This window comes from Streptomyces sp. C36, from assembly GCF_040932295.1.
In the GTDB taxonomy this organism is placed as follows: Bacteria; Actinomycetota; Actinomycetes; order Streptomycetales; family Streptomycetaceae; genus Streptomyces; species Streptomyces triculaminicus.
In genome coordinates this window covers 1-12,498 of sequence record NZ_JBFQGI010000004.1, presented here as the reverse complement: position 1 = coordinate 12,498, position 12,498 = coordinate 1, and the positions used below count along the sequence as shown (strand labels likewise).

At 73.7% G+C, this 12,498-nt stretch carries 10 protein-coding genes; 7 read left to right on the top strand and 3 right to left on the bottom strand.

The window, feature by feature from the left end:
- Positions 1 to 120 precede the first annotated feature (120 nt).
- The gene (gene radA / locus AB4K12_RS13520) at positions 121 to 1,611 is read right to left on the bottom strand and encodes a DNA repair protein RadA (protein ID WP_368434473.1); all 1,491 of its coding nucleotides are present in this window, start codon (positions 1,609 to 1,611) and stop codon (positions 121 to 123) included.
- Between the two features lie 186 nt (positions 1,612 to 1,797).
- Between radA and AB4K12_RS13515 the strand changes: the two genes are divergently transcribed.
- On the top strand, positions 1,798 to 3,393 hold the full coding sequence (locus AB4K12_RS13515; RefSeq protein WP_368434472.1) for an RNA polymerase sigma factor: 1,596 nt from the start codon (positions 1,798 to 1,800) through the stop codon (positions 3,391 to 3,393).
- An 88-nt stretch (positions 3,394 to 3,481) separates the two neighbouring features.
- Here AB4K12_RS13515 and AB4K12_RS13510 read toward each other — a convergent pair whose 3' ends face one another.
- Positions 3,482 to 4,351 (bottom strand): hypothetical protein, encoded by an 870-nt coding sequence (locus AB4K12_RS13510; protein WP_368434471.1) that lies wholly within the window; start codon positions 4,349 to 4,351, stop codon positions 3,482 to 3,484.
- Positions 4,352 to 4,396: 45 nt separating this feature from the next.
- Between AB4K12_RS13510 and AB4K12_RS13505 the strand changes: the two genes are divergently transcribed.
- The 4 genes from AB4K12_RS13505 to ilvD all read left to right on the top strand — a co-directional run bounded on the left by AB4K12_RS13505 (position 4,397) and on the right by ilvD (position 9,023).
- The gene (locus AB4K12_RS13505; protein ID WP_086569791.1) at positions 4,397 to 5,329 is read left to right on the top strand and encodes a Ppx/GppA phosphatase family protein; all 933 of its coding nucleotides are present in this window, start codon (positions 4,397 to 4,399) and stop codon (positions 5,327 to 5,329) included.
- A gap of 213 nt (positions 5,330 to 5,542) precedes the next feature.
- Positions 5,543 to 6,355, top strand: a complete 813-nt coding sequence (locus tag AB4K12_RS13500; RefSeq protein WP_368434868.1) for a sugar phosphate isomerase/epimerase family protein — start codon at positions 5,543 to 5,545, stop codon at positions 6,353 to 6,355.
- Complete coding sequence (locus tag AB4K12_RS13495) at positions 6,352 to 6,981, top strand: TetR family transcriptional regulator (RefSeq protein WP_368434470.1); 630 nt, start codon at positions 6,352 to 6,354, stop codon at positions 6,979 to 6,981. Before AB4K12_RS13500 ends, AB4K12_RS13495 begins: the two co-directional genes overlap by 4 nt.
- Positions 6,982 to 7,172: 191 nt before the next feature.
- Complete coding sequence (gene ilvD / locus AB4K12_RS13490; RefSeq protein WP_368434469.1) at positions 7,173 to 9,023, top strand: dihydroxy-acid dehydratase; 1,851 nt, start codon at positions 7,173 to 7,175, stop codon at positions 9,021 to 9,023.
- A gap of 155 nt (positions 9,024 to 9,178) precedes the next feature.
- Here ilvD and AB4K12_RS13485 read toward each other — a convergent pair whose 3' ends face one another.
- A complete protein-coding gene (locus tag AB4K12_RS13485; protein WP_368434468.1) occupies positions 9,179 to 11,332 on the bottom strand; it encodes a serine/threonine-protein kinase in 2,154 nt (717 codons plus the stop codon).
- A 127-nt stretch (positions 11,333 to 11,459) separates the two neighbouring features.
- Between AB4K12_RS13485 and AB4K12_RS13480 the strand changes: the two genes are divergently transcribed.
- Together AB4K12_RS13480 and AB4K12_RS13475 are read left to right on the top strand one after the other, a co-directional pair.
- On the top strand, positions 11,460 to 11,741 hold the full coding sequence (locus AB4K12_RS13480) for an SH3 domain-containing protein (RefSeq protein ID WP_368434467.1): 282 nt from the start codon (positions 11,460 to 11,462) through the stop codon (positions 11,739 to 11,741).
- Between the two features lie 122 nt (positions 11,742 to 11,863).
- Complete coding sequence (locus AB4K12_RS13475) at positions 11,864 to 12,409, top strand: hypothetical protein (protein ID WP_368434466.1); 546 nt, start codon at positions 11,864 to 11,866, stop codon at positions 12,407 to 12,409.
- Positions 12,410 to 12,498 lie beyond the last annotated feature (89 nt).

Here is a 12,498-nt window from a genome sequence, read left to right as displayed (position 1 = left end):
CTGTCGCGTACGCGCCGCCGTACACGCCGTGCGCGTCGCGCGGGTCGTGTGCATCGGTGCGTACGTACGGGCGGGACCAGGGCAAAGTCTACTGGCGCCCAGCCTATTAGGGGGCTGTCCTCAGCTCTCCTCAGGTCGGGCTCCGGCCACCGCCCGGCGACCGCCGCCGCGACCGCCCTCGCGAGCGCTCTCGCCACGGCCTTCTCCACGGCCTTCCCCACGGCTCTCGCGCTGGGGTCTGGAGGGCAGCACCCGCAGGGCTTCGCCGATGTCCGAGACCTCCAGGACCCGCATGCCGCTGGGCACCTTGCCGGGGTCGCCCGGCACGAGGGCGTGGGTGAAGCCCAGTCGGGCCGCCTCGGCCAGCCGCCGCTGGACGCCGGTGACCCGCCGGACCTCTCCGGCCAGACCCACCTCGCCGATGGCCACCAGGTTCTTCGGCAGGGGGGTGTCGCTGGCGGCGCTCGCCAGGGCCAGGGCGACGGCGAGGTCGGCGGCGGGCTCGGAGAGCTTCACGCCGCCGACGGTGGCGCTGTAGATGTCGCGCTTGCCCAGGGCGCTGATGCGGCCGCGCTGCTCGAGGACGGCGAGCATCATCGACACCCGGGACGTCTCCAGGCCCGAGGTGGTGCGGCGGGGGGAGGGGATCTGGGAGTCGACGGTCAGCGCCTGCACCTCGGCCACCAGCGGCCGGCGGCCCTCGAGGGTGACCGTCAGGCATGTGCCGGGCACGGGCTCGTCGCGGCGGGTCAGGAACAGGCCGCTGGGGTCGGCCAGGCCTGTGATGCCCTCGTCGTGCAGCTCGAAGCAGCCGACCTCGTCCGTGGCGCCGTAGCGGTTCTTCACGCCCCGCACCAGGCGCAGCCGGGCGTGCCGGTCGCCCTCGAAGGACAGCACGACGTCGACCAGGTGCTCCAGCAGCCGGGGGCCGGCGATGGCGCCGTCCTTGGTGACGTGGCCGACCAGCAGCGTGGACATGCCGCGTTCCTTGGAGGCGCGGATGAGGGCGCCGGCCACCTCGCGCACCTGGGCCATGCCGCCGGGCGCGCCGTCGATCTCGGGGGAGGCCACGGTCTGGACGGAGTCCAGGATCAGCAGGGAGGGCTTGACCGAGTCCAGGTGCCCCAGGACGGCCGACAGATCCGTCTCGGCGGCGAGGTAGAGGTGGTCGGAGAGCGCGCCGATGCGGTCGGCGCGCAGCCGGACCTGGCTCGCCGACTCCTCGCCGGTCACATAGAGCGTGCGGTGCTCGTCGGAGGCGGCGCGGGCCGCCACGTCCAGCAGCAGGGTCGACTTGCCGACGCCGGGCTCGCCCGCGATCAGCACCACGGCGCCGGGCACCAGCCCGCCGCCCAGGACGCGGTCGAGCTCGGGCACGCCCGTGCCGCGCGCGGTGGCCTGACGGCCGTCGACCTGCGCGATGGGCACGGCCGCCGAGGTCACCCGGCCGGGGGCGGTCGTACGGACGGCGGGCGCGCCGAACTCCTCGACCGTCCCCCAGGCCTGGCACTCGGGGCAGCGGCCGAGCCACTTGGCGGTGGTCCAGCCGCACTCGGTGCAGCGATAGGAGGGCCGGTCCTTGGCGGACGAGCGGGAGGTACGGGCAGCCATGCGGACCACCGTAGCGGTGGGCACTGACAGCGTCGGGGGGGCGTCGTCCACCAATACGCGCCGCATGCCGCTTTCGGGGCGGAATGGATGGCTCCTGTCCCCCTTTGAGGGAGAGAGTCACCCGTATGGGTTAAACCTGGGAGGGCAGGACGAACGAGGCGGCACCACCCGCCTACCGTCGCCGGGATGATGACGCCCGAGCCCCCCACGCATGCCACCGGCGCGCACCGCGCATCCCGCCGTGCGCCGCGCGCGGCCCAGCCCCCGGTCGTCGAGAACCCCGCCGTCGGGACCGCGTACTTCTGCCGCCCGGCCCCCCGCCCCGCCCACGAGGCCGCGACCACGCCGGCCGCCGCCCACGAAGCCCTGGACCACGAAGCCCCCGACCACGACGACCGGGACCACGAAGCCCTGGACCAGGCCTCCCCCGAGCACCGCTACGAACCCCACCTCGACGGCCTGTTCACCTACTGCCTGTCCGTCCTGTGCGACCACGACGCCGCCGTCGCCGCCCTCGGCGAGGTCCTGGCCCTCGCCGTGCGCCGCACCGACCGCGCCCCCGCCGCCGAAGAGGCCCACCGCGCCTGGCTGTACGCCCTGGCCCGCTGGGAGTGCCTGCGCCGTCTCGCCACCCCCGGCACGCCCCCCGCCGACCCCGCCTCGGCCACCGGCCCCCGGGCCCGCGCGGAACTGGCCCTGCTCGCCTGGCCCGAGGCCGCCGGCACCACCGCCGGCCAGCGCGAGGCGCTCGAGCTGGCCGTACGCCACGGCCTCGCCTCCCACGAGGTCGCCGCCGTGCTGCGCATGGACCACGAGGCCGCGCGGGGCCTGCTGTCCAGCGCCGCCTGCGAGGTCGAGCGCACCCGCACCGCGCTCGCCGTCGTGGAGTCCGGCCGCTGCGCGACCGTCACGCGCTTCGTGGGCGACACGGAGGTGCTGCTGGGCGCGGCCCTCCGGCGCGAGCTCGTGCGCCATGTCGACGAGTGCGCGGACTGCCGGCGCACCGCCGAGCGGGCCACCGCCGGCGAGCCCTGGCCCGGTACCGCGGCGTCCTCCGCGCCCCTGCCCGTGCTCGAGGCCCCCCGGCCCGCGGTGCACTCCGCGCTGCTGCGCGCCCTGGGCCCGCGCCCCGCGCGCCGGCGCGGGGCCACCGCGCATGCCGCCCCGCGCTTCGACCGTGGCGGCTTCCCGCTCGCGCCCAAGGACCGCGCCGCCCGCCGCGGTCGCCTGCGCAGCCGGGCGGTGACCACCACCGTCGTCGCGACGGTCGTCGCCGCGCCCGTCCTCGCGCTGTGGGCCGCCTACCGAGGCGGCCCGATGGGGGAGGGGCAGGGCGCCGCCTCGGTATCCGCCCCCGACAGCCTGGGCGGCAGCCCGGGCGAGGGCTCGTACGACCATCCGTACGGATACGAGGAGGAAGCGGCGGCGGAACCGGCGCCGCCGACGGGACGGCCGGCGGTTCAGAGGCTGTCCGAGGTCTCGGTCGCCGTCCTGGGCACCGGGCCCGGGCGGCTGACCGTCGAGGCGCAGCCCGGCGGGGCCGCCACGCACATCACGCTCACCGCCAGCGGCGGCGAGCTGGTCGGCTGGTCCATGTCGGCGGACGCGCCGTGGCTGCGGCTGAGCCAGCCCGGCGGCGTCCTGCGGCCGGGTCGGACGGTGACGGTCGTGGTGACCGTGGACCGGGCCCGGGAGCCCGCCCGGGCCTGGCGGGCGCGCGTGGCCGTCGCGCCGGGCGGCTCGGTGGTGACGCTGGAGGGAAAGGGCGGGGCCCCGTCATGACGCCGCCCCTCGCCACCCGCCGTCGCGGAGCCGGGCCCCTGCCGCAGCAGCCACAGCAGCCTCAGTCGCCACAGCCGCCGCAGTCGCCTCAGCGGGCGTCCGCCGGGTGCGGCGCCATCGGCAGGAGCGACGCCATCCGCTCCTCGCACAGCTCCACCAGCCGCGCGTACGCCTTCTTGCCCATCAGCTCGATCAGCTCGGCCCGGTACGTGACGTACACCGGATCCCCGGCCCCGTGCGCGGACCGCGCGGAGGTGCACCACCAGTGCAGGTCGTGCCCGCCGGGGCCCCAGCCGCGCCGGTCGTACTCCCCGATCGTGATCTGCAGCACCTGCGTGTCGTCCGGCCGGTCGATCCAGTCGTACGTGCGGCGCACCGGCAGCTGCCAGCACACGTCGGGCTTGGTCTCCAGCGGCTCGCGGCCCTCCTTCAGGGCCAGGATGTGCAGCGAGCAGCCGGCGCCGCCCGCGAAACCCGGCCGGTTCTGGAAGATGCACGAGCCGTTCCAGCGCCGGGTCTGCCGCTCGCCGTCGTCCTCGTCGAGCTGTGTCCAGCCCGATTCCGTGCCGACGTCGTGGAACTGCCAGATGTCGGGCGTCAGCCGGGCCACGTGCCCCGCCACGCGCTTCTCGTCGTCCTCGTCCGAGAAGTGCGCCCCGAGGGTGCAGCAGCCGTCGTCGGCGCGGCCCGCCTTGATGCCCTGGCAGCCGCTGCCGAAGACGCAGCTCCAGCGGGAGGTGAGCCAGGTCATGTCGCAGCGGAAGATCTGCTCGTCATCGGCCGGATCGGGAAACTCCACCCAGGCGCGGGCGAAATCCAGCCCGACCTCGTCCGGTGCGCCGACGGCGGCATCGGCGGCGACCGTCACGGTCTTGGGAGCCTTGCCGGCACCCTTTGTCTGCTTCTTGGAGGCTTTGTCCCGTGTTTTGTCCGGATTCGCCTTCTTCGTCTTCGCCACCCCTCCAGCCTATGCGCCAGAAGTGGCAGCAGTAGCGTTCAGGCCATGAGACTCGGTGTCCTCGACGTGGGTTCGAATACGGTCCACCTCCTGGTGGTCGACGCGCACCCCGGTGCCCGCCCGCTGCCCGCCCATTCCCACAAGGCCGAGCTGCGCCTCGCCCAACTGCTCGAGGACGACGGCGCCATCAGCGACGCCGGGATAGACCGCCTCGTCGCCGTGATCCAGGAGGCCCTCCAGGCCGCCGAGGACAAGGGCGTCGAGGAAGTCCTGCCGTTCGCCACCTCCGCCGTCCGCGAGGCGACCAACGCGGACGCCCTGCTCGCCCGCGTCCAGCAGGAGACCGGCGTCACCCTGCCCGTCCTCACCGGCGCCGAGGAGGCCCGGCTCACCTTCCTCGCCGCCCGCCGCTGGTTCGGCTGGTCGGCAGGGAAACTCCTCGTCCTCGACATCGGCGGCGGCTCCCTGGAGATCGCCTACGGACTCGACGAGGACCCCGACGCCGCGGCCTCCCTCCCGCTCGGCGCCGGCCGCCTCACCACCGGCTGGCTCCCCGGCGACCCGCCCGACCCCACGGACGTACGGGCCCTGCGCCGCCACGTCCGCGCGGAGATCGCCCGCCACGTCGGCACCTTCGCCCGCCACGGCACCCCCGACCACGCCGTCGCCACCTCCAAGACCTTCAAGCAGCTCGCCCGGATCGCCGGAGCCGCCCGCTCCGGCGACGGTCTGTACGTCCAGCGCACCCTCAGCCGCAAGGCGCTGGCCGACTGGGTGACCAAGCTCGCCGCCATGCCCTCCGGGCGCCGCGCCGCGCTCCCCGGCGTGTCGGAGGGACGCGCCCAGCAGCTGCTCGCCGGCGCGCTCGTCGCCGAGGCGGCGATGGACCTGTTCGGCGTGGAGGAAGTGGAGATCTGCCCCTGGGCGCTGCGCGAGGGCGTCATCCTGCGCAGGCTGGATCACCTGCCGACGCCGTAGCGGCCGGTGGCGGGAGGCCCGGGCGCGACGGTGCGACCACCTGCGTGACCACCAATGACCACCCACGTGACCACCCACGTGGCCTCCGGCCTGACCACCGGTGTGACCACCTGTGGGTGACGGCGTCGTCGCCGACAGGTGACACAGGCCGCACCCGGACCACCTGCCCGCCGCCGGAGGGGCGGGCATACGCTGTCCTTCGTGACAGAGCCAGTGGTGCGCATTCCGGATGCGAAGGTCGCGCTGTCAACGGCATCGGTGTACCCCGAGTCGACGGCGACGGCCTTCGAGATCGCCGCGCGCCTGGGCTACGACGGTGTCGAGATCATGGTGTGGACCGACCCCGTCAGCCAGGACATCGCGGCCCTGCGCCGCCTGTCGGACTACCACCAGGTGCCCATCCTCGCGGTCCACGCCCCCTGCCTCCTGATCACTCAGCGGGTGTGGTCGACCGACCCGTGGGTCAAGCTCCAAAGGGCCCGCACGGCCGCCGAGAAGCTGGGCGCGAGCACGGTCGTCGTCCATCCGCCGTTCCGGTGGCAGCGCTCGTACGCCCGGGACTTCATCCGCGGCATCTGGCGGATGTCGGGCGAGACGGATGTCAGGTTCGCCGTCGAGAACATGTACCCCTGGCGCTACCGCGACCGCGAGATGCTCGCCTACGCGCCCGACTGGGACGTCACCAACGACGACTACCGCCACTACACCGTCGACCTCTCGCACACGTCGACCTCCCGCGTCGACGCCCTGCAGATGGTCGACCGTATGGGCGACCGGCTCGCCCACATCCACCTGGCCGACGGCAACGGCTCCGCCAAGGACGAACACCTCGTCCCCGGCCGCGGCAAGCAGCCCTGCGCCGAGCTGCTGGAACGGCTCGCGGTCAGCGGCTTCGACGGGCACGTCGTGATCGAGGTCAACACCCGTCGCGCGATGTCCGCCGCCGAGCGCGAGGCCGACCTGGCGGAGGCCCTGGCCTTCACCCGTCTGCACCTCGCCTCCCCGACTGGCGTCCCACGGTCATGACGGCCCCGGCCGATCCGCCGCCCGCACCCCGTCGGCGCGGCCGCCCCGCCCGTACGGACGCGGCCGCCGGGCCCGGCGCGCGCGAGCGCATCCTCGCCGCCGCCCGCGCCGAATTCGCCGAGCACGGCTACGACAAGGCCTCCATCCGCGGCATGGCCAAGATCGCCGGGGTCGACCCCGCGCTGGTCCACCACTACTTCGGCCCGAAGGAACGGATCTTCGCCGCCGCCGTGGAGGAGGCCGTGGCCCCTGCCCTCAAGGCGCCGGCCGCCGTCGCGGAGGGGCCCGCCGAAGGCGCCGGGGAACGGCTGGCACGGTTCGTCCTGGGCGTGTGGGAGGACCCGGCCACCCGTGAGCCGATGCTCGCGATCCTCCGCTCGGCGCTGGCCAACGACACGGCGGCCGGTGTCTTCCGCGACCTGATCAGCAGCAGGGTGATGATCCGCGTCGCCGCCGAGCTCGGCGGCCCCGACGCCCGGCTGCGCGCCGAGCTGGCCGCGGCCCATCTGGTGGGCGTGTCCATGCTGCGGCACGTCATCAAGATCGAGCCGCTGGCCTCGGCCGACATCGAGCAGGTCGTCGCCATGACGGCCCCGGCGGTGCAGCGCCACCTCATGGGCGGCTGAGCCCTCCCGGCGACCGCGCCCCCGGCGACGGCCGCCCGCAGCCACCGCGCCCCCGCAGGCGCCCGACACGCCCCGCGCCGTCTCGTATACCGGAAACCATGTCCGGATCCCGGATCTGCGGCGTAGGCTCGAAAGACGCGTAATCCCCAACCCGGAATCACCCGATTCCAGGATTCGAGGAGTGGAGCAGGATGCCCGAGCTGAGGTCCCGCACTGTCACCCACGGCCGCAACATGGCGGGCGCCCGAGCCCTTCTGCGGGCCGCGGGCGTAGCGCGCGAGGACTTCGGCAAGCCGATCATCGCGGTGGCGAACAGCTTCACCGAGTTCGTGCCCGGCCACACCCACCTCCAGCCGGTCGGCCGGATCGTCTCCGACGCGATCAAGGCGGCGGGCGGCATCCCGCGCGAGTTCAACACCATCGCCGTCGACGACGGCATCGCCATGGGCCACGCCGGCATGCTCTACTCGCTGCCCTCCCGCGACCTGATCGCCGACTCCGTCGAGTACATGGTCGAGGCGCACTGCGCCGACGCGCTGATCTGCATCTCCAACTGCGACAAGATCACGCCCGGCATGCTCATGGCCGCGCTGCGCCTGAACATCCCCGTCGTCTTCGTCTCCGGCGGCCCCATGGAGGCCGGCCAGGCCACCCTCGTCGACGGCACGGTCCGCAAGCTCGACCTCATCAACGCGATCGTCGACTCGGTCGACGAGAACGTCTCCGACGAGGACGTCCTGCGCATCGAGGAGAACGCCTGCCCCACCTGCGGCTCCTGTTCCGGCATGTTCACGGCCAACTCGATGAACTGCCTCACCGAGGCGATCGGCCTGTCCCTGCCCGGCAACGGCTCCGTCCTCGCCACCCACACCGCCCGCAAGGCGCTCTACGAGGACGCCGGCCGCACGGTCGTCGAGATCACCAAGCGCTACTACGAGCAGGACGACGAGTCCGTCCTGCCGCGCAACATCGCCACCCGGGCCGCCTTCGAGAACGCCATGGCCCTCGACATCGCCATGGGCGGCTCCACCAACACGATCCTGCACCTGCTCGCCGCAGCCCAGGAGGCGGGCCTCGACTACGACCTCACGGACATCGACGCCGTCTCCCGCCGCGTCCCGTGCCTGGCCAAGGTCGCCCCGAACATCGCCCCCGGCGGCACGTACTACATGGAGGACGTGCACCGCGCCGGCGGCATCCCCGCCATCCTCGGCGAGCTCTACCGCGGCGGGCTGCTCGACGAGGACGTCCACAGCGTCCACTCCGCCTCGCTCGCCGACTGGCTCAAGACCTGGGACGTGCGCGGCGGCTCCCCCTCCGCCGAGGCCGTCGAGCTGTGGCACGCCGCCCCCGGCTGTGTGCGCTCCGCCACCGCCTTCTCGCAGTCCGAGCGCTGGGACTCCCTCGACGTGGACGCCGCCGGCGGCTGCATCCGCTCGGTCGAGCACGCCTACTCCAAGGACGGCGGGCTCGCCGTCCTGCGGGGCAACCTCGCCGTCGACGGCTGTGTGGTGAAGACGGCCGGCGTCGACGAGTCGATCTGGACGTTCGAGGGCCCGGCCGTCGTCTGCGAGTCGCAGGAGGAGGCCGTCGAGAAGATCCTCACCAAGAGCATCAAGGAGGGCGACGTCGTCGTCATCCGCTACGAGGGCCCGCGCGGCGGCCCCGGCATGCAGGAGATGCTCTACCCGACCTCCTTCCTCAAGGGCCGTGGCCTGGGCAAGGCCTGCGCCCTGGTCACGGACGGCCGCTTCTCCGGCGGTACGTCGGGCCTGTCCATCGGCCACGCCTCGCCGGAGGCCGCATCCGGCGGCACCATCGCGCTCGTCGAGGACGGCGACCGCATCCGCATCGACATCCCCAAGCGGTCGATCGAACTGCTCGTTCCGGACGCCGAGCTGACGGCCCGCCGAGAGGCCCTCGGCGGTACGTACGCGCCTAAGAACCGCGAGCGCAAGGTCTCCGCGGCGCTCAAGGCGTACGCGGCCATGGCGACCAGCGCCGACAAGGGCGCGGTGAGGGACGTCGGCAAGCTGGGCTGACACGCGGGTCCGAAGGCGGGCCCCATGGGCCGGTGCGGATCCCGCGGTACGCCGGGGAGCTCACCGGCCGACGGAGTAGGGCGTGTCCGACGGGTCGGTGCGGGGTCCTGCCGTGCCAGGCGCCGCAGGGCCCGTGCCGGCCCGTCGGACACCCCCTAGCGCCACCTGGACGGGTTCCGCCCGTCCACCGCGAACACGGTCCCGTCCGGTGCCGCCCCGAAGACCTTCCCCTCGGCCGTCACCGGTGCCGGCATCATCTCGAGGTAGCCCCGCCCGGCCCTGGCCAGGCGGGGCGACGTCGTTCCGAGCAGCGCGCCCTTCGTCGTGTCCACGGCCAGCAGCCGTCCGTCGGCGGCGGAGAAGTACAGCCGGTCCTCCGCCGCGACGAGCGCCGACGCGTTCGCCACCGACGTGTCCAGCCGCCAGTCCGTCACGCCCCTGCCCGTGTGCAGCGCGGTCAGACCGCCGTCCGAGGACAGCACGTACACCGATTCGCCGTACGGAACCACGCTCGTCGCCTCGAGCGGCGTCGACAGCGGAATCCGCCGCTCCCGCCCGATCCCCGGGGCGTAACGGACGACGGCCGTCACTCGCGTACGGGCATCGCTCTCCGTCAGATAGAGGACGCCCCCCGGCCCGGTCCCCACGGCCGTCAGCGCGCCGTCCGTCGTCCACTGCCACGACGTCGTACCCCGTACGGCGTCCACGGCGACGACGGTCGTACGCCGGCCGTCGGCGGACGGCGCGAGGGCGTAGGCGGGACCGCCGCCGTAGAAGGCGAAGACCGGCTTGATGCCGCCGGGGAGCCCGTGCCGCCAGAGCTCGCGGTTCGTGCCGCCGTCGACGGCGGTGACCGTGCCGTCCGCGGCGACCAGCAGCACGGCGTCCCCCGCGTGATAGACCCGCCCCCCGTACGCGGACACATCCCGCTTCCAGCGCGGATCGCCCGTGGCCGGATCGAGCGCGACCAGCTCGCGCTTGTCGGGCGACAGCGAGTGCACCAGCCCGCCGGAGACGACGGGCGCACGGGGCGTCCCGCCGCCGGGTCGCGCGGCCTCGCCCGCCCGCCGCCAGGCCACCTTGCCGGTGGCGGCGTCTATCCGGGCCGCGTGCACCCCGCGCGCGGAGCAGTAGAGCGCGCCGTCCGCGTGCGTACAGAAGCCGGCGCGCACCTCCCCCTTGCCCGCCGGGTCCTCGGGCACGGACGTCTCCCACGGCTTCCACGACGCCCCGGCGGGCGCGGGCCGCGCGTGCGACGGCTGCCTGCCCAGGCCGTCGATCTCGTTCAGAGCCCACGCCCCGCCCGCCGCCAGCGCCACCACGACCGTAGCGGCGAGGGCGATCCAGCGGGCACGGCGGCGAGCGCCGCCCCGGGCACTGTCGCCGGGACCGTCATCGCCGGACGACGGACGCTCGGGCAGGCCACCGGCCCGCGAGAGCGGCTCGCCCGGCCTCGCGGCGGCCGCGAGGGCATCCGTGCCCTCGGACACCACCGGCAGCATGGCCATGATCGCGTCCGGGGTCGGCCGGTCGGCCGGCTCCTTCGCCAGACAGGCACGGATCAGCGGGACGAGATCGTCGGGCACACCCGTCAGATCCGGCTCGTCGTGCACCACCTGATAGGCGACGATGTACGGACTCTCCGACTCGAACGGCCCCCGCCCCGTCGCCGCGTGCACCAGCAACGACGCCAACGCGAACACATCCGCCGCCGGCCCCACCTCACGCGGCCGCTGGAACTGCTCCGGCGCCATGAAGGGCGGCGTACCGATCAGCTTTCCCGTCTCCGTGCGCAGCTCGCTGTCGTACGGGCGGGAAATGCCGAAGTCGATCACCTTCGGCCCGTCCTCGGCCAGCAGCACATTGCTGGGCTTGAGGTCCCGGTGCACCAGCCCCGCACGATGAATGTCGCGCAACGCCTCCGCGAGCCCGGCCGCCAGCCGCCGCACCTCACCGGGTGCCAACGGACCGTTCCGCTTCACCCGGTCGGAGAGGGTGGGCCCGGGTACGTAGAGGGTGGCCATCCAGGGCCGCCCGGCGTCCGGATCGGCATCGACCACCGAAGCCGTGAACGCCCCGCTGACCCGCCGCGCCGCCGCGACCTCCTGCCGGAAACGCGCCCTGAACTCCGGGTCCACCGCGTACTCGGCATGCACCACCTTCACCGCGAGCCGCAGCCCCGAAGCCGAGCGCGCCAGGTGCACCACACCCATGCCACCGGAGCCGAGGCGGCGCTCCAGGCGGTACTGACCCGCATATTCCGGATCGTCCGCTTGCGGTCCCGTCCCGGCACCGCCCAGTGGCGGCATGCCCCCACCCCCGTGTCACCCGTGCGTGTCACCCGTGTCATTTGGCCGCATTCGGCGGCTTGCGGAGCCTAAACGATGCGGCAGGTGGGAACCGGGAGGCGTGCCGGTGGCGTTACTAGGCCTGCACATGTCATCCACTCCTCGGGGGGACAACCAGATGGCCTACTACCCGCTCGCGCCCGGACACCAGGTCAACGTCCGCACGGGCCCCAGCACCGACAGCGGACTCGTCAAGGTGCTTCCGCAGGGCTCCAGCGTTCCCATCCGCTGCCAGACCCGCGGCGAGACGGTCTCCGGCCCCTGCGGCACCACCGACGTCTGGGACTGCATCGCGCCGGGGCAGTACGTGTCCGACGCCTATGTGAAGACGGGCAGCACCGGCTACGTGGCCGAGCGCTGCGCGGGCTGACGACGGCGGTCCGCGACGGCAGGGTCGGACAACGGGGGAGTCCGGCGGCCGGGGGCCCACGGCGGATCCGCGACGGCGGGGGAGCCGGGGCCGCAGACGGCGCCCCTGGCGATAATCGGCGTATGAGCGATGAGCACGCGCCGGTGAGCGATGAGCACGCGCCGGCAGACGGCACGGCAGGCCCCCGCCCCGAACCGATCCGCTTCTTCGGCACGACGTGGGTCGATCACGACGGCGGCTACGCCCTGCGCCGAGCCGGCCTCGTGGTCGGCTCCCTCGCCGCGGCGGCGGTCGGCGCCTTCGTCCTGCGCCTCGGCTACGAGGGCCTCGCCATCGCCGAGGTGGGCGGGCTGATCAAGGCCTTGGTCGTCGTCGCCTTTGCCGTGTGCAGCTCACTGGCCTTCCGTAGGACGTGGGAAGGCTTCGTACGCCGCCGCCCGCACACCGCGGAGGACGCGGCCGTCGAGCGGTCGATGCAGAGCCTCATGATGATCGGCTTCATCGGCACCCTCCTCGCCTACTTCTTCCGGGGCCTCGTCGAAGCCCCGGGCGAGAAGCTCCACCGCGAGGAGTACGAGCAGGCCCGCACCCGCTACGAGCGCCGTCGCTCCACCCGCGCGGGCAACCCGGCGGCGAGGGCGGCGAAGCGGCGGCGCAAGCACCCCTGAACGTCGTGTAGAGTTCTCCGAGTTGCCAGGCGGCAACAACCTCCACTACCTGCACGGCCCCTGAACGGGAAGAATTTCGGCTTGCCCGA